Annotated in this window: 20 protein-coding genes and 1 pseudogene; 13 read left to right on the plus strand and 8 right to left on the minus strand. The window is 74.7% G+C overall.

What is annotated here, in order from left to right:
- Positions 1–143: 143 nt before the first annotated feature.
- Positions 144–971: a pyrimidine reductase family protein gene (locus ABZ484_RS31615; RefSeq protein ID WP_358869355.1), complete on the minus strand. Its 828-nt coding sequence runs from the start codon at positions 969–971 to the stop codon at positions 144–146.
- Between the two features lie 37 nt (positions 972–1,008).
- On the opposite strand from ABZ484_RS31615, the gene zapE reads away from it, so the two are divergent.
- The 5 genes from zapE to ABZ484_RS31640 all read left to right on the plus strand — a co-directional run bounded on the left by zapE (position 1,009) and on the right by ABZ484_RS31640 (position 6,458).
- Positions 1,009–2,127 (plus strand): cell division protein ZapE, encoded by a 1,119-nt coding sequence (gene zapE / locus ABZ484_RS31620; RefSeq protein WP_358869356.1) that lies wholly within the window; start codon positions 1,009–1,011, stop codon positions 2,125–2,127.
- A gap of 228 nt (positions 2,128–2,355) precedes the next feature.
- A complete protein-coding gene (locus tag ABZ484_RS31625; RefSeq protein ID WP_358869357.1) occupies positions 2,356–3,420 on the plus strand; it encodes a slipin family protein in 1,065 nt (354 codons plus the stop codon).
- A gap of 120 nt (positions 3,421–3,540) precedes the next feature.
- A complete protein-coding gene (locus ABZ484_RS31630) occupies positions 3,541–5,172 on the plus strand; it encodes an FAD-dependent oxidoreductase (RefSeq protein WP_358869358.1) in 1,632 nt (543 codons plus the stop codon).
- A 93-nt stretch (positions 5,173–5,265) separates the two neighbouring features.
- Positions 5,266–6,165, plus strand: coding sequence for a polysaccharide deacetylase family protein (locus ABZ484_RS31635; RefSeq protein WP_358869359.1), 900 nt, complete (start codon positions 5,266–5,268; stop codon positions 6,163–6,165).
- A 68-nt stretch (positions 6,166–6,233) separates the two neighbouring features.
- Positions 6,234–6,458: a hypothetical protein gene (locus ABZ484_RS31640; protein ID WP_358869360.1), complete on the plus strand. Its 225-nt coding sequence runs from the start codon at positions 6,234–6,236 to the stop codon at positions 6,456–6,458.
- Here ABZ484_RS31640 and ABZ484_RS31645 read toward each other — a convergent pair.
- A complete protein-coding gene (locus ABZ484_RS31645; protein WP_358869361.1) occupies positions 6,450–7,121 on the minus strand; it encodes an ABC transporter in 672 nt (223 codons plus the stop codon). The two genes, ABZ484_RS31640 and ABZ484_RS31645, sit on opposite strands and share 9 nt — an antisense overlap.
- 872 nt (positions 7,122–7,993) lie before the next feature.
- Positions 7,994–8,827 (minus strand): annotated as a pseudogene (locus ABZ484_RS31650) (ATP-binding cassette domain-containing protein); the annotation flags it as partial.
- A 45-nt stretch (positions 8,828–8,872) separates the two neighbouring features.
- Here ABZ484_RS31650 and ABZ484_RS31655 point away from each other — a divergent pair.
- Positions 8,873–9,595, plus strand: a complete 723-nt coding sequence (locus ABZ484_RS31655; protein ID WP_358869362.1) for an aminoacyl-tRNA hydrolase — start codon at positions 8,873–8,875, stop codon at positions 9,593–9,595.
- 49 nt (positions 9,596–9,644) lie between these two features.
- On the opposite strand, the gene ABZ484_RS31660 is transcribed toward ABZ484_RS31655, so the two are convergent.
- Both ABZ484_RS31660 and ABZ484_RS31665 read right to left on the minus strand, forming a co-directional pair.
- Positions 9,645–10,976 (minus strand): MFS transporter, encoded by a 1,332-nt coding sequence (locus tag ABZ484_RS31660; protein WP_358869363.1) that lies wholly within the window; start codon positions 10,974–10,976, stop codon positions 9,645–9,647.
- On the minus strand, positions 10,976–11,572 hold the full coding sequence (locus ABZ484_RS31665; RefSeq protein ID WP_358869364.1) for a helix-turn-helix domain-containing protein: 597 nt from the start codon (positions 11,570–11,572) through the stop codon (positions 10,976–10,978). Before ABZ484_RS31665 ends, ABZ484_RS31660 begins: the two co-directional genes overlap by 1 nt.
- 143 nt (positions 11,573–11,715) lie before the next feature.
- On the opposite strand from ABZ484_RS31665, the gene ABZ484_RS31670 reads away from it, so the two are divergent.
- From ABZ484_RS31670 to ABZ484_RS31685, 4 genes are all read left to right on the plus strand, one after another.
- A complete protein-coding gene (locus ABZ484_RS31670; RefSeq protein WP_358869365.1) occupies positions 11,716–12,015 on the plus strand; it encodes a hypothetical protein in 300 nt (99 codons plus the stop codon).
- 121 nt (positions 12,016–12,136) lie between these two features.
- Positions 12,137–13,483 (plus strand): DUF692 domain-containing protein, encoded by a 1,347-nt coding sequence (locus tag ABZ484_RS31675; protein ID WP_358869366.1) that lies wholly within the window; start codon positions 12,137–12,139, stop codon positions 13,481–13,483.
- Positions 13,484–13,719: 236 nt separating this feature from the next.
- Entirely contained in the window at positions 13,720–14,520 is an 801-nt protein-coding gene (locus ABZ484_RS31680; RefSeq protein WP_358869367.1) for a DUF4142 domain-containing protein, read from the plus strand.
- A gap of 97 nt (positions 14,521–14,617) precedes the next feature.
- Positions 14,618–15,403: a TIGR04222 domain-containing membrane protein gene (locus tag ABZ484_RS31685; protein WP_358869368.1), complete on the plus strand. Its 786-nt coding sequence runs from the start codon at positions 14,618–14,620 to the stop codon at positions 15,401–15,403.
- Between the two features lie 83 nt (positions 15,404–15,486).
- Here the strand turns inward: ABZ484_RS31685 and hemQ are convergent, their stop codons facing one another.
- Both hemQ and hemG read right to left on the minus strand, forming a co-directional pair.
- Positions 15,487–16,218: a hydrogen peroxide-dependent heme synthase gene (hemQ, locus tag ABZ484_RS31690; RefSeq protein ID WP_358869369.1), complete on the minus strand. Its 732-nt coding sequence runs from the start codon at positions 16,216–16,218 to the stop codon at positions 15,487–15,489.
- Between the two features lie 5 nt (positions 16,219–16,223).
- Positions 16,224–17,699, minus strand: a complete 1,476-nt coding sequence (gene hemG / locus ABZ484_RS31695; protein WP_358869370.1) for a protoporphyrinogen oxidase — start codon at positions 17,697–17,699, stop codon at positions 16,224–16,226.
- 308 nt (positions 17,700–18,007) lie between these two features.
- On the opposite strand from hemG, the gene ABZ484_RS31700 reads away from it, so the two are divergent.
- Both ABZ484_RS31700 and ABZ484_RS31705 read left to right on the plus strand, forming a co-directional pair.
- Positions 18,008–18,973 carry a DUF4349 domain-containing protein gene (locus ABZ484_RS31700; RefSeq protein WP_358869371.1) on the plus strand — a complete coding sequence of 322 codons (966 nt, stop codon included), beginning with the start codon at positions 18,008–18,010 and terminating at the stop codon, positions 18,971–18,973.
- A 42-nt stretch (positions 18,974–19,015) separates the two neighbouring features.
- The gene (locus ABZ484_RS31705) at positions 19,016–20,428 is read left to right on the plus strand and encodes an FAD-dependent oxidoreductase (protein WP_358869372.1); all 1,413 of its coding nucleotides are present in this window, start codon (positions 19,016–19,018) and stop codon (positions 20,426–20,428) included.
- Positions 20,429–20,462: 34 nt separating this feature from the next.
- Here ABZ484_RS31705 and ABZ484_RS31710 read toward each other — a convergent pair whose 3' ends face one another.
- A complete protein-coding gene (locus ABZ484_RS31710; protein WP_358869373.1) occupies positions 20,463–20,753 on the minus strand; it encodes a hypothetical protein in 291 nt (96 codons plus the stop codon).
- A 149-nt stretch (positions 20,754–20,902) separates the two neighbouring features.
- On the opposite strand from ABZ484_RS31710, the gene ABZ484_RS31715 reads away from it, so the two are divergent.
- Positions 20,903–21,721, plus strand: a complete 819-nt coding sequence (locus ABZ484_RS31715) for a rhomboid family intramembrane serine protease (protein WP_358869374.1) — start codon at positions 20,903–20,905, stop codon at positions 21,719–21,721.
- The last annotated feature ends 262 nt before the right edge of the window (positions 21,722–21,983 follow it).

Consider the following 21,983-nt stretch of genomic DNA (forward strand, 5'->3'; position numbering starts at 1 on the left):
GCGGCCATGTGGAGGACGCCTTCGGCCGGCTGATCGAGACCGTGCGGCTCACCGCCGGTGAGGACCGGGACGCGGCGCGGCTGAGCCCCGGACTCGGGGCGCCGGAGGCTGACGGATAGCCGTTGCCGGGGGTGCCCGGCGCGTCACGTGCGCCGGTACCGGCTGAACAGGAAGCCGTCCTCCTCCAGCAGCGAGGCGAGGGTGAAGCGGTGCGGGACGGGGACGGAGGGGCCGCCCGCGATGCGCTGGGCGTCCCCCGCGGTGAGCATCGGGGAGACGGTCAGGCACAGCTCGTCGAGCACGCCCGAGGCCACGAACTGGCCGAGCAGACGCGGACCGCCCTCGGTGAGCAGGCGGGTGTGGCCCAGCTCGGCCAGCGCCCGCACCGCGCGGACCGGGTCGATGCCCATGCCGTCCCCGGCGATCACCACGCGGGCGCCCGCCTTCTCCGCCGCCGCGATCCGGTCCGGGGCCGCGGCGGCCCCCGTGAGGATCAGCGTGGGCACCAGGGGCGAGGTGAACAGCGGGAGCGTGAAGTCCAGCTCCAGGCTCGCGGTGACCACCGCGATCGCCGGCGCGGGTCCCTGCCCGGCCGCCTCCCGCGGCGCCTCGAACTCCTTGCGCGCGCGGGCCGGCCGGTACCCCTCCTGCCGTACCGTCTCGGCGCCGACCACCACCACGTCGGCCAGCGCCCGCAGCGTGCCGAAGATCCGCATGTCGGCGGCGCTGGAGATGGGCTGCGAACGGCCCTCGTGCTGGGCCGCGCCGTCCAGCGTGGACACCATGTTGGCCCGCAGCCACGGCGCGCGCCCCGCGGTTCCGGGCTCCGGGTAGGCGTAGGCGGCGGCCAGCTGGGCGAGGGTCCACTCCCGGCCCGCGGGGCCGCCCGGCACGCTCGCGCCACGGGTCTCGCGACCCTCGCCGGGGGCCTGGGCTGCTGTTTCGTCGGTCACAGGGAACAGGCGTCGCATGCCGTGCAGTGTTCCACGCGGCTTACCATGGGGAACCGTGTCGTCCTCCACTGCCGCCTCCGGCCTGACCCCCGTCACCGGCGCCGCCCCTGTGTCCCTGTGCGCCCGTGAGCCGCACGTCCCCGCGGACCGGCTGGTCGCCGAGATGGTGCCGCCGCCGCGCTTCGACGGGGTGCGCTTCGCGACGTACATCCCGGATCCGAACCAGCCCAGCCAGACGGAGGCCGTCCGGGTCCTGGAGGAGTTCGCCGCAGGGCTCGACGGGGCACCCGCCGGCGGGACCGCCCGGCGCGGCCTGTTCGGCTTCGGCAAGGGCCGGAGCAAGGCCGCCAGGACCCCCGCCGGGCCCCGCGGGGTCTACCTCGACGGCGGCTACGGCGTCGGCAAGACCCACCTGCTGGCCTCCCTGTGGCACGCCACCCCGGCCGAGCCCGCCCGCAAGGCGTTCGGCACGTTCGTGGAGCTGACCAACCTGGTCGGCGCGCTGGGCTTCCAGAAGACGGTCGAGACGCTGTCCGGGCACCGTCTGCTGTGCATCGACGAGTTCGAGCTGGACGATCCCGGCGACACCGTGCTCGTGTCCACCCTGCTCGGCCGGCTGGTCGACGCGGGTGTCGCGCTGGCCGCCACCTCCAACACGCTGCCGGGCAAGCTCGGCGAGGGCCGGTTCGCGGCCGCCGACTTCCTGCGCGAGATCCAGGGCCTGTCGGCGCACTTCCGCGCGCTGCGCATCGACGGCGAGGACTACCGCCACCGCGGGCTGCCCGAGGCCCCGGCGCCGTTCTCCGACGAGCAGGTGAAGAAGGCGGCGCACACCGCGGAGAACGCCTCGCTCGACGACTTCCCCGAGCTGCTGGAGCACCTGGCCAGGGTGCATCCCAGCCGCTACGGCGCGCTGACCGACGGCATCGGGGCCGTGTGCCTGACCGGTGTGCGGCCGGTGCCGGACCAGTCGACGGCACTGCGGCTGGTCGTCCTCGCGGACCGGCTCTACGACCGTGAGGTGCCGGTGCTGGCCTCCGGGCTGCCCTTCGACCGGCTGTTCGGCGAGGAGATGCTGAAGGGCGGCTACCGCAAGAAGTACTTCCGCGCGATATCCCGCCTCACCGCACTCGCCCGAGACGCCAAGGGGCTTGTCGACGTCGACGCCCCCTGACCGGCGGGCCGACCGGCTCGAGGCGGGCCGACGGGCCGACGGGCCGACCGGCGGCTCGAGGCGGCGTCCTCGCCCACCGCCCGGGGAGCGACACCTCCGCGACACCTTACGGCCGTGTGACGGTCGCACGTTCACGGCCCTGGGACGGTCTCAGGGCCCTGTGACGGGGCATATGGTTGGAGAAGGCCCCGAACGGGCGCACGGACGACTGGGCGAGGAGTCGTCATCATGCTTCAGGACGTACTGACCGCCGTGATCGCCGCGGGCTGCACGGGCCTCGTGTACCTCTCGGCGGCGGCGCGGGTCGTCAAGCAGTACGAGCGCGGTGTGGTGCTGCGGCTGGGGCGGTTCGTCGGTGGCGCACGCCCGCCCGGCTTCACGATGATCGTGCCGTTCGTGGACCGGCTGTACAAGGTCAACATGCAGATCGTCACGCTGCCGATCCCCGCCCAGGAGGGCATCACCCGGGACAACGTGACCGTGCGGGTGGACGCGGTCGTGTACTTCAAGGTCGTCGACGCGGCCAACGCGATCATCCAGGTCGAGGACTACCGGTTCGCGGTGTCCCAGATGGCCCAGACGTCCCTGCGCTCGATCATCGGCAAGAGCGATCTGGACGACCTGCTGTCCAACCGCGAGAAGCTCAACCAGGGACTCGAGCTGATGATCGACAGCCCGGCCATCGGGTGGGGCGTGCAGATCGACCGCGTGGAGATCAAGGACGTCTCCCTGCCGGAGTCGATGAAGCGGTCCATGGCCCGGCAGGCGGAGGCGGACCGGGACCGGCGGGCCCGGATCATCAACGCCGACGCCGAGTACCAGGCGTCCAAGAAGCTGGCCGAGGCGGCACAGCAGATGGCGGACACTCCGGCGGCGCTGCAGCTGCGGCTGCTGCAGACGGTGACGGCGGTCGCCGCCGAGAAGAACTCCACGCTGGTCCTGCCCTTCCCGGTCGAGCTGCTGCGCTTCCTGGAGAAGGCCCAGGTTCAGCCCCAGGTGCCGTCGGCACCGGAGACGCCGAGGCCGCTCGGCCTCACCACACCCCCGGAGACGGCGGCCGTGGACGCCTCCGCACCGGCGGGCTCCACCACGGAAGCCGAGGGGTCCACCACGGAAGCCGAGGGCTCCACCACGGAAGCCGGAGCCGAAGGAGCAGCCGGCGGAGCCCGCCTGGACGGCGAGCCCGAGCCCGCCGCCCTGGACGGGGTGCCCGAGGCCCCCTTGGACCCCGCCTCGATCGCGCCGGTAAGGGCCGCCGCCGACGCCGCCTCGGCGGGGCCGCCCGATCAGTGAGAACCCGCCGTCGCGCCGGCCGGCCGTCGGGCGGCTGAGGCACCCGCTCGGCCCGCCCTCGGCCGCAGCTGCCCCCGTGCGCCCGCGATCAGGCAGGTGCGGCCGGGGTACCCGGCGGCCATGAGCGAACAGAGGCACGAAGGGCCGGGGGAGCAGCCCGGCGGGCGACACGAGCAGCGGCGCGTCACTGGTTCGTACTGGGTTCGGACGGCGCCGGGGCCGCGGGCCCGTCCCGCGCTGACGGAGGACCTGGACGTCGACGTGGTGGTGATCGGCGCGGGCATGGCCGGGCTGAGCACGGCCTACGAGCTGACGCGGGCCGGCCTGGGCGTGGCGGTGCTGGAGGCGCGGCGGGTGGCGGAGGGCGTCACGGGGCACACCACCGCCAAGCTGACCGCGCTGCACACGCTGATCTACGACAAGCTGCGGCGCACCCGTGACGCGGAGGCGGCGCGGCTGTACGCCCGGTCGCAGTCCGAGGCGATCGAACGCGCCGAGGCGCTGGTGGACGAGCTGGACATCGCGTGCGAGTGGGAGCCGCGCAGCGCGTACACCTATGTCCGTGACCCGGACCGGGTCGCGGAACTGCGGGCCGAGGCGGAGGCCGCGCGGGAGGCGGGGCTGCCCGCGTCGTTCGTGACGGAGACCGGGCTGCCGTTCCCGGTGGCGGGCGCGGTCCGGGTGGCCGGCCAGGCGCAGTTCCATCCGCGCAAGTATCTGCTGGCCCTGACGGCGGACCTGGTGGAGCGCGGTGGGCGGGTCTACGAGGGCACCGTCGTGCGCGGTCTGACCGAGGGCGAGCCGTGCCGGGTGACGACCGCGACGGGTGCGACGGTGCGGGCCCGGAACGTGGTGGTCGCCACCCACTACCCGATCTTCGACCGGGCGCTGCTGTTCTCCCGGCTCTCCCCGCGCCGGGAACTGGTCGTCGCGGGACCGATCGAGGCCGCCCGGGACCCCGAGGGCATGTACATCACCCCGGAGGAGGGCACCCGCTCGGTGCGTACCGCGCCGTACGGGCCGGACGCGGAAGTCGGGCCGGACGGGGGAGTCGGGCCCGACACCGGGGACGGGCCGGACGGCACGGACGGGCAGCGGCTGCTCGTGGTCACCGGAGAGCATTTCACGCCCGGCAGCGCCGACACCGCGGCCCGCTTCGACCGGTTGGCCGCCTGGGCGCGGGAGCACTTCCCCGGCGTGGACCTGGTCCACTCCTGGGCCACCCAGGACATCGATCCCACCGACACGGTCCCGATGGTGGGCCCGCTGCACGCGGGCGCCCGCCACACGTATGTGGCGACCGGCTTCGGCGGCTGGGGGCTGAGCGGCGGCATGATGGCGGGACGGCTGCTCACCGCGCTGATCACCGGGCAGGACTGCGCGTGGCGGGAGCTGTACGACCCGCGCCGGCTGCGGACGGCGGTGCGCGAGGCGCCGACGTTCCTCAAGACCCAGGCGGAGGTCGCCCGGCACTTCGTGGGCGACCGGCTGCGGCCGGCGCCGCCCGTGGAGTCGATACCGCCGGGCGGAGGCGCCGTGGTCCGTGACGGCGCCGACCGCTACGCCGTGCACCGCGACGACGAGGGCAACCTGCACGCGCTCTCCGCCCGCTGCACCCATCTGGGCTGTCTGGTCTCCTTCAACTCCGCCGAACGGGCCTGGGAGTGTCCGTGCCACGGCTCGCGGTTCGACACCGACGGCCAGGTGCTCCAGGGTCCGGCGACCAAGCCGCTGGAGCGCAGGACGAGGTGACCGGCGGGCCGTGTCCGGCGCGGGACCCCCGGGCGGGTGACCGCACGGCCGTGCCGCCGTTCATATGACCGGAGATCGTTCTACGTTCATCCGGTGATCTCACTTGTACGACGAATCACCGCGGCCTGTGCCCTGAGCGCCACCCTCACCGCCCTCGCCGCCTGCGGCACCGCGCACGCTCCCGGCATCGGGCACCCGTCCCCCGCCGCCGGTCACCCGGCCCCCGCCAGGTCCGCCGCCGAGCCCTCGGCCACCGCCAAGCCCTCGGCCCCTTCCGCGCCGCCGAGGCTCGCGCCCGGGCCCGGCGGGCTGACCCCGGTCTTCGCCAACGGCCCGCGGACCAAGGGCAAGATCGTCGCACTCACCTTCGACGCCGACATGACCGCCGACGAGGGACCGCGCGCGGCGGCGGGCGAGCACTTCGACAACCCCGCGCTCATCGCCACGCTCCGCGCCCTGAAGGTCCCGGCCACCGTGTTCATGACCGGCCGGTGGGCCGTGCAGTACCCGGACGAGGCCCGCTCCATCGGCAACGACCCGCTGTTCGAACTCGCCAACCACTCCTACAGCCACTACGCGTTCACCGGCGACTGCTACGGCCTGCCCACCATCGCGCCGGAGCGGATGCGCTCCGACGTGGAGAACGCCGGCAGCGCGTTCCGCAAGGCGGGCGTGCGGCACGTGATGCCGTACTTCCGCTTCCCCGGCGGCTGCTACGACGACAAGGCGCTGCGGGCGCTCGGGGGTCTCGGCGTCACCGCCGTCCAGTGGGACGTGGTGAGCGGGGACGCGTTCGCGACGGACGCGGACGCCGTGACCCGGCAGGTGCTGGGCGGGGTGAGGCCGGGTTCTGTGGTGATCATGCACTGCACGCGCAGCGCGGCCCCGACCACCGAGCGCGTCGTACGGGCGGTCGTGCCGGAGCTGCGCAGGCAGGGCTACCGCTTTGTGAAGGTGTCCGACATGATCCGGGCGGCGACCGCCCGTTCCTGAGCACGCCCGACCGGCTCCTGACCGTGCGAGACCGATCAGGGTGATCGCCACCGTCCTACGCTGGAGCCATGAGCGAGGACGACGAAGAGCCCACCGACCGCACCGTAGGCACCGCCGACGACGGCGGCTACTGCCTGATCGACGCGGCCCGGCCGCCGAAGGCCGACGGGCCGCCGTACGCGGAGTGCGTGCTGTGCCGCGAGCCGACCGAGTACCCGGAGTCGTACAAGGGGATCACTCTCTGCCCGGTCTGCGAGTGGCAGGAGGCGCAGCGTACGGCCTGCTCAGGGTGATCTGCGCGCGGTGAGCGCACAGCTCGCGGCGATCGCCGCCGCCGCGAGGACCGCCGCACCGGCCAGCGGCACCAGCGGCAGCGGGACGCGGCCCGTCCGCGAACCGGTGACCAGGCCGCTGACGGCCGCCTGCGCCGGAGAGCCCGTCGTCACCATCGACAGCAGCGCCGCCAGCAGCATCGCGGGCACCGCGCGGCCTGTCGAGCGCAGCACGGGCCGGTTCGTGACCGCGCCGACGGCCGTCCCGAGCAGGGCGCAGACCAGGGCGGCGAGCACTCCCGCCCCGCCCGCCTGGAGCATCGGCACCCGGGTGCGATGGTCGGCACCGGCCGGGTCGCTGATCAGCGTGACCACGGCGGTGGCGGCCGTGCCCACGACCACCGACGCCGCGAGGGCCACGAGCAGGCAGGCCAGCTGCGCCCGCGCGGGCCCGGCCGCCGCCGCGACGCACGTACGGGCCGCGGGCGGCTCGCCGCCGACACAGATCCGCACCAGCCAGGCGGCGACGGGCAGCAGAGCGGCGGCAGCGTAACCGACCGAGTCGAGCACCGGCTGGCCGCTCTGCACGCCGATGGCCAGGAACGCCGCGTAGAGCACGAACGGCGGCAGCCACCGCTGCGAGCGCACGAGAAGGGCGGCCTGGTAGCGGATCAGGGCGGTCATCGGGGGCTTTCCTGGTCGGGACCGGAGCGATCGGGGACGGAGGGATCGGGTCCGGGGTGGTCCGGGCCAGGGTGATCGGGGACGGAGGGGCCGGGTCCGGGATGGTCCGGGCCGGGGCGGTCCGCGCCGGGGCGGTCCCGGCCGGGGCGGCCCGCGCCGGGGCGGTCGGGGCCGGGATGGTGCGGGCCGGGGCAGTCCGCGCCGGGATGGTCCGGGCCGGGGCAGTCCGCGCCGGGATGGTGCGGGCCGGGATGGTACGGGCCGGGGCAGTCCGGGCCAGGGCAGTCCGCGCCGGGATGGTCCGGGCCGGGGCAGTCCGCGCCGGGATGGTGCGGGCCGGGATGGTCCGGGCCGGGGCAGTCCGGGCCAGGGCGGTCCGCGCCGGGGCGGTCGGGGCCGGGGCGGTCCGCGCCGGGGCGGTCCGCGCCGGGATGGTACGGGCCGGGGCAGTCCGGACCGGGATGGTCCGGGCCGGGGCAGTCCGGGCCGGGATGGTCCGCGCCGGGGCGGTCCGCGCCAGGGCGGTCGGGGCCGGGGCGGTCCGCGCCGGGGCGGTCCGCGCCGGGATGGTACGGGCCGGGGCAGTCCGGACCAGGGCGGTCCGCGCCGGGGCAGTCCGGGCCGGGATCGTGCGGGCCGGGGCAGTCCGGACCAGGGCGGTCCGCGCCGGGGCAGTCCGGACCAGGGCGGTCCGCGCCGGGGCAGTCCGGGCCGGGATCGTGCGGGCCGGGGCGGTCCGCGCCGGGATGGTCCAGGCCGGGGCGGTCGGGGCCGGGATGGTCCGGGTCGGGGTCCCGACGCCCGGCGCCGCGGGTGTCGGGACCGGAGCCGTCGCCGGCACCGCGGGCGTCGGCGTCCGCGAGGTGGGTGGTCACGCGGGCCACGTGCCACGGCGGGCGGGCGGTCAGCAGTGCGCGCAGCACGACGTCGGAGTGGGAGGCGCGGACCGCGAGCCGGTGGGTGCCGGGCGCGATCTCCTGGGCCGAGGTCACGCCCGGGTGCCCGGCGACCGGAAGGCGCCCGTCCGGCGGCCCCTGCGCCTCGACGAGGACGTGTGCACCGGACGGGGTCGCGCGGGCGTCCGCAGCACGGCGTTCGAGGGCGCCGTCGCGCACCGTGTACGTCGCGTCGGGCGCTCCGGCCAGGCGGTGCGGGTCGTGGTCGACGAACACCACGGCCCCGCCGTCCGCGATCCGCTCGGCGACGGCCCGCTCCAGCTCGGCCCGGGCGTCGGCGTCCAGCCCGGTCCATGCCTCGTCCAGCACCAGCAGCTCCGGCGCGGCGAGCAGCGCCTGGGCCACGGCGACCTTCTGGCTGGTGCCCTTGGACAGCGCCGTCATCGGCGTGGCGGCGTAGGCGGCGGCCCCGAAGCGTTCCAGCCACTCCCCCGCGGCGCGTGCGGCGGCCGGCCGGGACAGACCGTGCACCGCGCCGAGGTGGGTGAGGTAGCCGGCCGCGGTGAACGGCAGCGCGGCCGGGAAGCGCTCGGGGACGTAGGCCGTGCGCGGGCGGCCCGTGACCCGGCCCTCGGTGGGGGCGTCGACGCGTGCGAGCAGGCGCAGCAGGGTGGACTTGCCGGTGCCGTTTGCGCCCTCGACCCGGGTCAGGGTGCCGGGCCGGACGGCCAGGTCGACCCCCCGCAGGATCCAGGGGCCGCGCAGGCCGTAGCGGCGGCCGACGCCGTCCAGCCGGAGATCGTCTCGCATGGGGGTCATCCTCTCGCGCGCATGGCGGTTGGCACACTTGAGGGCGTGACGTACGAGACTCCCGCTTCCGACAGCCCGTTCCGCACCGAGCCCGCGGCGCGCGACCTGGCCCCGCAGTTCGTGCTGCCGCTGGTCGTCCGGATGGAGCGGGCCGCTCCCCCGGCGCGTACCGACGCGCTGGAGACGGCGGCCCGGGCGGTGCTGGTGCTGCTCGGCGACGAGCGCTCCGTGGGCGACGGCGCGTGGGCGCGGGCCGTGCGGGACTGGCAGGACGCCCGGATCCGCAAGGTGGTGCGGCGGGCGCGCGGCGCGGAGTGGCGGCGGGCCGAGGCCCTGCCCGGCATCACGGTCACGGGAAAGACGGCGGAGGTACGGGTCTTCCCGCCCGTCCCGCTGGACGGCTGGCCCAGGGACCTGGCGAAGCTTCAGGTCTCGGGGACCGACCTCGACGACCCGGAGCCGCCGGTCCGGCCCGACCCCGGCACCCCGGTGCTGTGGCTCAACCCCGGCCTGGAGATGTCCGCCGGCAAGGCGATGGCGCAGGCCGGTCACGGCGCCCAGCTCGCCTGGTGGGAACTGACGGACCAACAGCGCACGGCCTGGCAGGACGCCGGTTTCCCCCTCACCGTCCGCACCGCCGACCCCGCCCACTGGCACGAACTCACCACCAGCGGCCTCCCGCTGGTCCGCGACGCGGGCTTCACGGAGATCGCCCCCGGCTCCTGCACGGTGATCGCGGACCACCCGGCGCTGCGATCCCCTCGCTGAGCCCAGGCACGACCGCCGCCGGCTCCCGCGCAAGCGCCACGGCGTGCGCTCACCTCACGTGGGTGGCGTCCGCGGGGGCGGCCGGACGGGCCGGCGCGGCTCGTCCCTTGCCGCGGTGGGCGTCCATCTCACGCCATTCCGGGCGCAGGCCCGCGAGATGGGTCGTGAGGAAGTACACCGCGCCCGCGGCCACCAGCACGGGTCCGAGGCCCACGCCTGCCACGGCGGCGCCGCCGAGCAGGCCGCCCAGCGGAATCCCCACCCAGGCGAGGGCCTGCGCGATGCCCCGGACCCTGCCCACCATCTCCGGCGGGATCCGCTCGTAGGTGACCGCCCCGATGATCGGGTTGATGAAGCCGCCCCCGAGACCGCCGATGCCCAGGACCACCGCCACGACCCACAGTGGCGCCCCCGACGCGAGGACGAGGAACCGCGGCGCCCCGGTGACGAGCCAGCCGAGGAAGAACACCGGCCGCCGGGGCAGTCGGTGCGCCACCGCCGCGGCGACGAGGCTGCCGACCGCCGCCGCGATGCTGAACGCCGCCCACACCAGTCCGATCGCGGCGGGTCCGTGGCCGGACTCCTTGGCCCACACAGGCACGAAAACGGCCGCGCATGCGGCGTCCAGCAGATTCGTGACGCCGATCATCGCGCAGAGCGTCAGCAGCAGCGGCTCCGCGCGCAGGAACGCCAAGCCCTGTCGGAAGCTGTGCCAGTAACCCGTCTCCGTGCCGCCGTCGCCCCCTCCCTCCTCCGCGGTGTGCCCCTGCGGGCATCCCATACCGCGGGGCAACGCCACGGCGACGACCAGGGAACCCAGCGCGAAACAGGCCGCGTTGACGCCCAGTCCGGCCATGGGGCCCACCAGCCCCACCAGGGCTCCCCCGGCGGCGGGCCCCACCGTCCCGGACAGCCGCTCGACCACGCCCTCCAGCCCGGTCGCCCGCTCCAGCGGCACCCGGCCGCGCTCCGCCGCCTCGGGGATCATGACCTCCTTCGCCAGATCCCCGGGGCTGCGGACGGCGCCGATCACCGCGACCAGTGCGAGCAGCGTCCCGAACGACAGCACGCCTTCGGCGTGCAGCAGGGGGATCAGCGAGGCGGCGGCCGCGCTGACGACATCCGCGACCCAGGAGACCCGGCGCGGCCCGACCCGGTCGACCAGCGGCCCGGCGAATGCCTTGATCGCCACGTACGGACCCATCTCGCAGAACGCGACCAGACCGGTCTGCGTGGCACTGCCGGTCGTGACGAGCACGAACCACGGAATGGCGATGGCCGAGATCCTGGTGCCGCTCTGCGCCACGAGCAGCGCGGTGAGAAGCCCGGCCAGCGGCCGCAGCCGGACCGGCCCCCGCGTGTGCGTCCCCCCGGCCGGCATCAGCTCTCCGCCTCCTGCTCGGCGAGGTCGGCGTCGGGCAGCACATGGACGTTCACCCAGACCCGCTCGGCCCCTTCGGGCTCCTCGTCGCCCGGGGCCCGCCGGTACCGGTCGATCACGGACCAGATCTCGTCCCGCATCTCCTGGGCCTCCGCGGGAGTGAGTCGCAGAGCGCTGTCGCTCATGCTGAACGCCTCCCGCCACGGCCGCGGCAGTGTCTGGAGACCGTTGAGCGCCTGCTGGGTGCGCAGGGTGTACGCGTTGTGCACCGACTGCAGATACGTCAACGCCGCCTCGGGCTCCCGGTCCGCCAGGTCCTCGGAGTCGAACCGGGTCATCTGGTGCACCGAGCGCCACCACCGTTCGCGCGCGTTCCCCCGCTCGGCGTCCTCGGCCACGAAGCCGGCCGCGGCCAGTTGACGCAGGTGGTAGCTGGTGGCCCCGGAGTTCAGGCCCAGCCGATCGGCCAACTGCGTGGCGGTGGCGGGTCCGTGGATCCGCAGCAGCCCCAGGAGCTGCACGCGCACGGGGTGGGCCAGGGCACGCAGTCCCTTGGCATCCAGGACGACGGACTTGTCCGCGGGGATCTCTGCCATGCTCATGCACGATAGACCCCAAAGACTTCTTTGCAAAGGTTCCCATGCGAAGAGTTCTTTGCGGATTGCCCTCGGAGCGCGGTGAGCGCGAGCCGCGAGGCCTTCTGCGGCGCGCGCGGCCCCTCGGTGACAGGATCGGTGTTATGAACACCAACACGGACTGGGTGTACCGGGTGTTCGAGCCGCACGGCTCCGAGGGCTGGCGCCCCTACGGAAGCGATCCCGAACGGTGGCAGGGCGCGATCACGGCCTCCGACTCGACGGAGGGCGCCAGGTACGCCATCGGCCGCATCGTCGGGGACCTGATGAGCGAGTGGGAGAGGGTCGGCCTCCACCACGCCATGCACGTGCGGGTCTTCCTCTGGCACGCCGAGGCGGGCGACATGGACGACGCCGACTTCATCGTGGAGGTGCGGCCCCGCTCGGACTTCGACGCGGCGTGAGGGCCGGCGTCCGGGCGGTCGGTGAAGCTCAAATGTTCCTCTGAAGGCGCGGCGGCGCGGTTCGCGGCCGGGCGCCCGGGCCATACCCCCGTCACCGAGGAAGCGAGGGGGACGAGCGACGATGGAGCGGCTGGGGACGGGGATCGGGTGGCGGCCGGAGATCGCGGACGCCGTGGAGCGCATGCCGGGCGTCGACTGGGTCGAGGTGGTGGCCGAGAACGTGTGCCCCGGACATCAGCCGGAGTCGCTGCTGCGGCTGCGGGCCCGCGGGGTGACCGTCGTGCCGCACGGGGTCTCGCTCGGACTCGGCGGGGCGGAGCGGCCCGACGAGGCCCGGCTGAACGCCCTCGCCGAGCGGGCGGCGGTGCTGGGCGCGCCGCTGGTGACGGAGCACATCGCGTTCGTCCGGGCGGGGGGCCCGCTGACCGCCTCGGACCCGCTGGAGGCGGGCCATCTGCTGCCGGTGCCGCGCACCCGCGACACCCTCGACGTGCTGTGCGAGAACGTCCGGATCGCGCAGGAGGCGCTGCCCGTGCCGCTCGCCGTGGAGAACATCGCCGCGCTGCTGTCGTGGCCGGGCGAGGAGATGACCGAGGGGCAGTTCCTGTACGAACTGGCCGACCGCACCGGCGTACGACTGCTGATCGATGTCGCCAACCTCCACACGAACCACGTCAACCAGGGTGAGGACCCGGCCAAGGCGCTGGCCGAACTCCCGCTCGAAGCGATCGCGTACGTCCATGTGGCGGGCGGATACGAGCGGGACGGGGTCTGGCACGACAGTCACGCCCACCCCGTTCCCCGACCGGTCCTGGACGTCCTGGCCGACCTCGCCTCCCGGGTGTCGCCGCCCGGCGTGCTGCTGGAGCGGGACGAGAACTTCCCCGGACCGGGCGAGCTGGAGCGGGAGCTGGACGCGATCCGCGAGGCCGTGGAGCTGGGCCGTACGTCCGTCGCGAGGTCTGCCGTCGACGCCTGTCCGCCCCCGCCCCGGGGGTCCGCGCGCGCGTCCGCTGCCGCCGGCCTCCCGGTGGCACCGCCGACCGGCACCGGTCCCGCGCGCCAGCGGCTCGCGCTCGCGCAGACCGCACTGCTGTCCGCCCTGGTCGCCGGGACGCCCGCCCCGGAGGGATTCGACCGCGTACGGCTCGGCGTCCAGGCGCGGGCGCTGGCGGCCAAGCGGGCCGGTGTCGTCGCCCGGGTCGCGCCCGAGCTTCCGGAGATCCTCGGCGACGGGTACCGGGCCGCGTTCCTCGCGTACGCGCAGGGGCATCCCCTGCGCGGTGGCTATCGGCGGGACGCGATGGACTTCGTGGAGTTCCTGCTCCTGGACGGGCGCCCGGCGGACCCCGGTGCCCGACGCGAGCTGCGGGAGTGGTGGCTGGACCGGTCGGGACCGGCCCCGAGGTCCACCGGGCCGGCGATACGCGCGGCCCGGGCGGCACGGCGGGTGCTGCTGCGGCGGTGAGAGGCGAACCAGCGGTGTGCCCGGATTAACAGTGCGGGGGGACTGGGCGCTTCGTGCCGGGTTCGGGGCGTTTTGCCGGCTCGCATGTGACTGGGTTTCGCGGCTCTTCGTTCCGGTTCGCCGGTTACGGGCGGTTTCTCTCGCCCGTCGGCCGTCGCGCTCACCGCAGTAATATGCCAAGCCTTCACACCCACCCCGAAGCGCACTGACGTGCGGTGCCGCGACAGGAGGCACCCATGCGACCGCGACCCCCCGTGAAGGGCCGAGGCATCTTCAGCGGGACCGGCCTCATCGTCTCGGTCCTGGCCGGGACCGTGGTGGCCCTGCTCGTTCCGCTGTGGTCGTACGCCCAGCGGCCCGCCGCTCCCGCCGACCTGCTGAGCGCCCGGACCGTGGCGACGCAGTACGGGCCGCTGTCCGAACTCGACCGCGACTTCCTCACGAAGGTGCGGCTCGCCGGGCTGTGGGAGCTGCCCGCCGGACAGCAGGCGGAGGAGAAGGGCACCACCGACGCCGTGCGGACGGCGGGCCGGCATCTCGTCGAGGGGCACACCTTCCTCGACCGCCGGGTGCGCGACGTGGCCGCCCGGCTCGGCCTCACGCTGCCCAACGAGCCCACGGCCCAGCAGAAGCAGTGGCTGGACGCCCTGAACGCGGCGCACGGCGAGGACTACGACCGCCGGTTCGCCAACATCCTGCGGCTCGCGCACGGCAAGGTCTTCTCGCTCGTCGCCGAGGTGCGGGCGAGCACACAGAACTCGCTCGTGCGCGACCTCGCCGACGACGCCAACACGACCGTGCTGGACCACATCAAGGTCCTGGAGGCCACGGGGTACGTCGACTTCGCCGCCCTGGCCCGCGACCTGGCCGCGAGCGGCGACCCCGCCACGGCCGACCCCTCCGACACCGGCGTCCCGGGCGTCGGGCCCGGCGAGGTGGTCCCGGTCACCCCGTCCGGAACGCCGGGATCGCCGACGTACGCCCTGCCGCCCGCCGCCTCCAGCCCGCCCCCGGCCGCCCGGACACGGACACCCTGACCTCACGAAACAAACGGAACGTCACATACCGGCCACACTCCGTCCGGAATGTGAACAGGGCATGGAGTTTCCCAGGCCTCTGGCATAGAAACGCGTCATGTTCTGGGTCCTTCTCCTGCTGCTGGCCTGGGCCGTCGCCGGCACGGCGTGCACCCGGCTGTGCCTGGCCGCCGTACGCGCGGCGGCCGTCGACACCCACGACTCGACCGCGGGCCGGGGACACGAGCTGACGCTGTACGAGGCGGCGTTCCTGTCGGGTGGCCCCGCGCGCGTCGCCGACGTGACGCTCGTCTCCATGGCGCGTCAGCGCCGACTGTGGCTCGCGCACACCGGCTGGGCCACGGTCGTGGATCCGCACGGCCGGGACGAGATCGAGCGGTCCGTCATCGGGGCCATCGGCCCGGAGGGACAGTCCCGGATCGCTCCCGTGCGGGCCGCCGCGGCCGCCGCGGACTCGGTGCGCGGCCTGGCCGACCGGCTGGTCAGCGCGGGACTGGCCGTGCCGGAGGGCACGGCGTCGACGGTCGCGGCCGGCATCCGCCAGGTGCGGGGCGCCGCCCTGGCCGTCCTCGCGCTGGGCGGGGCCGCGCTGCTGCTGCCCGGTCCGACCGGGATGCCGCGCGATCTGGTCGCCCTCTGGTTCGCGCTGCCGCTCGCGCTCACCCTGAGCTGTCTGGGCATAGCCCGAATCGAGGCCCACCCCTACTCGCGCTGGGCGTCTCCGGCCGGGCAGCGGCTGCTCGGCGCGCTGGCCCGGCGCGCGAAGGGGCCCGGTGACGAGCGGACGTACCTGGCCTCCGTGGCCGTGCGCGGCATCCGCGCGATCGGCGAACCCGAGCTGCGCGCGGCCTTCGCCCACCGCGACCAGCCCTGGCGGGAGTGACCGCCGGACGAGCCACCGGCCGGCCCCGGAAGGGAGGCACGGCCGGCGACCGGACCGAAGTGATCAGCGGCGATCAGCCATGATCAGGCGAGGCCCGCGACCAGGTCCGCGATGTCCTTGCGGCGGCCCGTGAAGAACGGGACCTCCTCGCGCACGTGCATCCGCGCCTCCGCGCCCCGCAGGTGGCGCATGAGATCGACGATGCGGTGCAGCTCGTCGGCCTCGAAGGCGAGGAGCCACTCGTAGTCGCCGAGGGAGAAGGACGCGACCGTGTTCGCGCGCACGTCCGGGTAGCCGCGGGCCATCTTGCCGTGGTCGGCGAGCATGCGGCGGCGGTCCTCGTCGGGCAGCAGGTACCACTCGTAGGAGCGCACGAACGGATAGACGCTGACGTAGTTGCGCGGCGTCTCGTCGGCGAGGAACGCCGGGATGTGCGAGCGGTTGAACTCGGCGGGGCGGTGCAGCGCCATGTTCGACCACACAGGCTCCAGCGCGCGGCCCAGCCTCGTGCGGCGGAAGAGGTTGTACGCCTCCTGGAGCTGGTCGGCGGTCTCCGCGTGCCACCAGATCATGAGGTCGGCGTCGGCGCGCAGGCCCGAGACGTCGTACGTGCCACGGATGGTCACGTCCTTGGCGGCGAGCTGGTCGAACAGCTCCTGGACCTCGTCGGCGTAGCCCGCACGGTCCTCGGGGAGGACGTCCTTCAGCCTGAAGACGGACCACAGCGTGTAGCGGATGACCTCGTTGAGGTCCTTGGCCAGCTTGCCCTTGTTCGGGATCCTGCCGGACTCGGTGGTGGGGGCGTCGTCACTCATGGTCCCTATTCTCCCGCTCCGCCGTGCAGACTCTGCACCGGGTGGGCGGTGAGCTCCTGCACAGCCCGCAGGTCGCCCCCCAGCTGGTCCACGGCCGCGTCGGCGCTCGCGATGCAGGCCGGGATGCCCACGCCGTCGTAGGCCGCGCCGCACACCGCGAGGCCCGGGAGCTTGCCGACGTGCTCGCGGATGCGCACCACGCGCGCGTGGTGGCCGACGGGGTACTGGGGCAGGCCGTCGGTCCAGCGGGTGACCCGGGTCTGAAGCGGTGCGGCGTCCAGGCCGGTGGCCTCCCGCAGGTCGCGCCGGGAGACGTCCACGAGCTCGGCGTCCTCCCGTCCCAAAATCTCCGTCTCGCCGTGGCGGCCGACCGAGGTGCGCAGCACCACCACGTCCGGGTCGTCGTCCGCGATCCAGCCCCACTTGTGGGAGGCGAAGGTCGACGCCTTGATGGTGCGCCCGTCGACAGGGGGCACCAGGAAGCCACTGCCTTCGGGCAGGCGGGCGGCGTCGGCACGGCGGTAGGCGAGGGTGATCAGGGCCATCGAGGCGTACTCGACGGCCCGCAGCTCAGCCGCGGCCTCGGGGGACTCGGCCCGCAGCAGCTCGGCGGCGGCCGGCGCGGGCGTGGCGACCACCACGGCGTCGGCGTGCAGCACCCGGTCCCCGGCGACCACCCGCCAGGCCGCCGGGGACCCGGGCGTGGCCGGCGCCTCGCGGCGCAGCTCCGTCACGGGTGTCCCGGTCAGGATCTCGCCGCCGCGTGCCCGCACCGATTCGGCCACGGCGAGCGGGAGCCGGCCCACTCCGCCCTCGATGCCCATGAAGACCGGGCCGGTCTGCTGCGCCCCGGCCCCCCGCACCTGGATCTCGCGGACGGCCTCGGTCAGCGAGTCGTGCGTCCGAGCGGCCTGGAAGAGCTGGGGCACGGCCGAGCGCATCGAGATGCGGTAGGCGTCGCCCGCGTAGACCCCGCCGAGCAGCGGTTCGACCAGGCGGTCGACGACCTCGCGGCCCACGCGCGCCGCCACGTACTCACCGACGGCCACGTCGTCGCCGACCTCGGTGCGGGGCAGGTCGGCGTCGCGTTCGATGCGCGCCAGGCCCTCGTCGGAGAGCAGTCCGGCGAGCGCGGCGGCGGTGCCGGGGACGCCCATCACATGCCCCTTGGGCATGGGGCGCAGGGCGCCGCGGGTCCAGATCGAGGCGGTCGCGGTGGCGGGCGGCTGCAACAGGCCCGCCAGGCCCGCCTCGCGCGCGAGGGTCACGGCCTCGGGCCGGCGGGCCAGCATCGACTCGGCGCCCAGATCGACGCGCACACCCGCGATCTCGCCGGGCAGCAGCTTGCCGCCGACCCGCGAAGCCGCCTCCAGCACGGTCACCCGCGCCCCGCGCTCCAGCAGCCGGTGCGCGGCGGCCAGCCCCGCGATCCCGGCCCCGATGACGACGACATGCCCCAGGTCCCTGCCCCTTGCGCTCATGTCCTCCACTTTCTCAGACCCCTCCGACACTCCCGCGCCGCCCCCGCGCCCGGACCGGTGTCCGTCACGAGTCCCGACCGTGACCGCATCGGAACCGTTCTCGGCCAACGTCCCGCAGGGCCCGGGCGTCGAAGGAACGTCCGTGTCAACGCCACCCGTCACGACGACCCTCGGGGGTACACCACATGCGCGCACGACGTTTCCCACGTCCTTCCGACCGACACCGTGACCGGCACCGCGACCGGGGTCCTGTTTGGCGTTCCGCCCGGCCCGCATCCGCCCTGGCCGCTCTGCTGCTCGCGGCGGCCGTGGCGGTCACCGGGTGCAGCGCGGGAGGCGGCGACGCGGGCTCCGACCACAAGTCCGCGGCCGACAGCGCCGCCGGGGGCGAGGCCCAGCGGGGCGCCTCGGGCCGCGCCGGCGGCACGGCCTCCGGCGCGAAGGCCACCGCCCCGCCGAAGCTCACCAGCCACATCATCCGCACCGCCTCGCTGACGGTGCAGGTCAAGGACGTGCCCAAGGCCCTCGACGCGGCCCGCACGGCCACCGAGAGCGCGGGCGGCTACATCGGCGACGAGAACACCAGCCGCGACGAGGAGGGGCACGAGCAGACCCGCGTCGTGCTGCGTGTGCCCGCCGACCGGTACGACGAGGTCCTCACCGGTCTCGAGGGCACCGGCAAGCTCGTCTCGCGCACCGCCCAGGCCCAGGACGTCACCGACCAGGTCGTCGACGTCGACAGCCGCATCAGGTCGCAGCGCGCCAGCGTGGCCCGGGTCCGCGGCCTGATGGACCAGGCGAGCGACCTGAGCGACGTGGTCAGCCTGGAGAGCGAGTTGAGCCGCCGCGAGGCCGACCTGGAGTCGCTGCTCGCCCAGCAGGCGTCCCTGAAGGACCGTACGAGCCTGGCCACCATCACCCTGTCGCTGTCCGAGACACCGGTGCGGAAGAAGGACGCCACGCACGACGAGCCCGGCTTCGCGGACGCGCTGAGCGGCGGCTGGCACGTGTTCGTCACCGTGGTCCACTGGATCGCCCTCGCCCTCGGCGCGGTCCTCCCGTTCGCCGTCACGGCGGCGCTCCTCGCCCTGCTGTGGCTGCGCGTCGTACGGCCCCGGCTGCCGCGCCGTACGGCGGATGCGTCGGGCGCGGCCGGCGCGGCCGGCGCGGCGCCCCCGATGACCGCGCTCGGTCCGCTGCCCGCCGCCCGGCCGGTGCCCCCGCAGGGCGGTGAGCGCCCGGCCCCGAGCGGGGAGGGCGGCGCCCGGGAATGAAATCCCCCATGGCCGTAGCGTGTTCGCATGGACATGAGCGGTGTGAGGGATGACAGGGCGGCGCGCGGGGCGCCGGCGGCGCGGGAGCGGCTGGTCGTGATCGGCGGCGACGCCGCGGGGATGTCCGCGGCGTCGCAGGCGCGCCGGCTGCGCGGGCCCGGGGAACTGGAGATCGTGGCGTTCGAACGCGGCCACTTCAGCTCGTTCTCGGCCTGCGGCATCCCCTACTGGGTGGGCGGCGACGTCGGCGAGCGGGACCGGCTGATCGCCCGCACCCCGAAGGAGCACCGCGCCCGGGACATCGATCTGCGGATGCGCACCGAGGTGACGGAGATCGACGTGGCCGCGGGCCGGGTCCGGGCGCGCGAGGTCGATTCCGGGGCCGAGTACTGGACGCCGTACGACAAACTCGTGATCGCCACCGGGGCGCGGCCGATCCGGCCCCCTATGCCCGGTGTCGAGGCGCCCGGGGTGCACGGCGTGCAGACCCTGGACGACGGCGAGGCGCTGCTCGACAGCCTGGCACGCGCGCGGGGCCGCAGGGCCGTCGTGGTCGGCGCGGGCTACATCGGCGTGGAGATGGCCGAGGCCCTCATCAACCGCGGCTACGAGGTGACGGTCGTCAACCGCGGCACCGAGCCCATGTCCACCCTCGACCCGGACATGGGCCGCCTGGTGCACGAGGCCATGGTCGGCCTCGGCATCACGATGGTCGGCGAGGCCGAGGTGACCAAGGTGCTCACCGGTGCGGACGGCCGCGTCCGGGCGGTGGCCACGCAGGACGCCGAGTACCCGGCGGACGTGGTGGTGCTGGGCATCGGCGTACGTCCCGAGACGGGGCCGGCGCGGGCGGCCGGGCTGCCGCTCGGCGTCCACGGCGGGCTGCTCACCGACCTGGCGATGCGGGTGCGCGGCCACGAGAACATCTGGGCGGGCGGCGACTGCGTGGAGGTCCTCGACCTGGTCCTGGGACAGGAGCGCTACGTCCCGCTGGGCACCCACGCCAACAAGCACGGCCAGGTCATCGGCACCAACGTCGGCGGTGGCTACGCCACGTTCCCCGGCGTGGTCGGCACCGCGGTGAGCAAGGTGTGCGACCTGGAGATCGCGCGCACCGGACTGCGCGAGAAGGACGCCCGCCGGGTCGGGCTGCGGTTCGAGACGGTCACGATCGAGTCGACGAGCCGCGCCGGCTACTACCCGGGCGCCTCCCCCATGACGGTGAAGATGCTTGCCGAACGCCGCACCGGACGCCTCCTGGGCGTGCAGATCGTGGGCCGGGAAGGCGCGGCGAAAAGGGTCGACATCGCGGCGGTCGCGCTGACGGCGGGCATGACCGTGGAGCAGATGACGGCGCTGGACCTGGGGTACGCGCCGCCGTTCTCACCGGTCTGGGACCCGGTGCTGGTGGCCGCCAGGAAGGCCGCGGCGAAGGTCCGCGACGGCGCGCGCTGAGGCCCGCGCCGGCACCGTCACCCGCGCTCCGGGGCTACGCCGTGCTGCCGTTGAGTCTGGGCAGCGAGGAGACGGAGCCGCTGCCTGCCGTCGCCGTGGCCTGCGGCTCCCCGCCCGGCCGGGCGTGGGCGGCCGGCGGACGGGTGGAGCGCAGCCGGTGGCTGACGGCCTCGTCCAGCGTCACCGGCCGCTGTGCCTGGGCCGCCAGCCGCCCGGCCTCCTGGCCGAGCCGGGCGACGTCCTCCCACGGCAGCCGCACCACCAGGGAGAGCTCGGCCTCGCCGTCGGGCAGTGCGTGCATCGCGGGGGTTCCTCGGTCGCTCATCGCCTGCTCCTCGCCTCATCGTGTCGCCGTGTCGTCGCGCGGTCGCACGGTCGCGTGGTCGCCGCGCCGGCTCGTGTCAGGGGGACATACGGACCGGCGGACGGCCGCGTTCACCGATTCGCCGGGCGCATCGGGGGCAGTACTTCCCTGTGGTCATCCCCGTCCATGATCTGAACCCGGTGCGGCGCACCCCCTGGGTGACGTACGCCCTGATCGCCGCGAACGTCGTCGTGTTCCTGAGCACGCCGGGCATCTCCGGTTCCGTCACGGGCGGCAGCACGCTGGCCCAGCTGTGCCATCTGGAGGCGTTCACGGAGCACTACGCCCTGGTGCCGCGCGAGCTGATCCAGCACCGGATGCCGTCGCTGGTGCCGACCGGCCAGGCCGGGGTGGGCGTCCACGGGCCGGGCTGCGTGCTGGGCCCGCCGGCGTACGACAAGTCGGCCGAGCTGTCGGTGTTCACGTCGATGTTCCTGCACGGGAGTTGGCTGCACCTGCTGGGCAACATGCTGTTCCTGCTGATCTTCGGCAACAACATCGAGGACCGCATGGGCCATGTGCGGTACCTGCTGTTCTACGTGGCCTGCGGCTACGCGGCCGGATACGGCTTCGCACTGCTCAACTCCGACTCCGGCCAGCCGCTGATCGGCGCGTCGGGGGCGATCGCGGGAGTCCTCGGCGCGTATCTCGTCCTGTATCCGAGGGTCAGGGTCTGGATCCTCGTCCCGTTCCTGCTCTTCCTGCCGCTGCGGCTGCCCGCCTGGATCGTGCTGGGCTTCTGGTTCGTGCTCCAGGCGCTGTACTCCTCCGGGCAGGCCGTCTCCAGCGCCGGCACCGTGGCGTACGCGGCCCATGTGGTCGGCTTCGTCGCGGGCATGCTGATCGCGCTGCCGCTGCGCCCCGGCACCCCACCGCCGCCGCGACCAGAGGGCCCGGCCTTCGGAAGGCGGGCCCGTCCGGGCTGGTGAGGCACGGACGCGGTGCGCGGGCCGATGCCGGGCGGCGCCCCGCCGACGGGGCTCGCCGCCACCGAGTCGAGCGCGGCACCGGCAACACCGGCGGCCGCCGCGCCCCACCCGGTCCTCGCCTCCGACGCCGGACCCGACGTCACGCGGAAGCAGCCGCGGACACGGCCGGCCACGGTCAGTCCGGAAACCTGTGTTCGGCCCCTCCGCCACGACGCGGTCTCGCTCCCCGCCGGGCAGAGCAATTCACCGGTACCCGCCGGCC

The sequence above is a fragment of the Streptomyces sp. NPDC006393 genome, from assembly GCF_040628575.1.
Classification (GTDB): Bacteria; Actinomycetota; Actinomycetes; order Streptomycetales; family Streptomycetaceae; genus Streptomyces.

Coding starts and splice junctions, on each gene's coding strand:
- ABZ484_RS31675 (WP_358869366.1), top strand. CDS start 12,137: ATGGAGCGGCTGGGGACGGGGATCGGGTGGCGGCCGGAGATCGCGGAC.
- ABZ484_RS31680 (WP_358869367.1), top strand. CDS start 13,720: ATGCGACCGCGACCCCCCGTGAAGGGCCGAGGCATCTTCAGCGGGACC.
- hemQ (WP_358869369.1), bottom strand. CDS start 16,218: ATGAGTGACGACGCCCCCACCACCGAGTCCGGCAGGATCCCGAACAAG.
- ABZ484_RS31660 (WP_358869363.1), bottom strand. CDS start 10,976: ATGCCGGCCGGGGGGACGCACACGCGGGGGCCGGTCCGGCTGCGGCCG.
- ABZ484_RS31710 (WP_358869373.1), bottom strand. CDS start 20,753: ATGAGCGACCGAGGAACCCCCGCGATGCACGCACTGCCCGACGGCGAG.
- hemG (WP_358869370.1), bottom strand. CDS start 17,699: ATGAGCGCAAGGGGCAGGGACCTGGGGCATGTCGTCGTCATCGGGGCC.
- ABZ484_RS31615 (WP_358869355.1), bottom strand. CDS start 971: ATGCGACGCCTGTTCCCTGTGACCGACGAAACAGCAGCCCAGGCCCCC.
- ABZ484_RS31625 (WP_358869357.1), top strand. CDS start 2,356: ATGCTTCAGGACGTACTGACCGCCGTGATCGCCGCGGGCTGCACGGGC.
- ABZ484_RS31640 (WP_358869360.1), top strand. CDS start 6,234: ATGAGCGAGGACGACGAAGAGCCCACCGACCGCACCGTAGGCACCGCC.
- ABZ484_RS31645 (WP_358869361.1), bottom strand. CDS start 7,121: ATGACCGCCCTGATCCGCTACCAGGCCGCCCTTCTCGTGCGCTCGCAG.
- ABZ484_RS31665 (WP_358869364.1), bottom strand. CDS start 11,572: ATGGCAGAGATCCCCGCGGACAAGTCCGTCGTCCTGGATGCCAAGGGA.
- ABZ484_RS31670 (WP_358869365.1), top strand. CDS start 11,716: ATGAACACCAACACGGACTGGGTGTACCGGGTGTTCGAGCCGCACGGC.
- ABZ484_RS31630 (WP_358869358.1), top strand. CDS start 3,541: ATGAGCGAACAGAGGCACGAAGGGCCGGGGGAGCAGCCCGGCGGGCGA.
- ABZ484_RS31685 (WP_358869368.1), top strand. CDS start 14,618: ATGTTCTGGGTCCTTCTCCTGCTGCTGGCCTGGGCCGTCGCCGGCACG.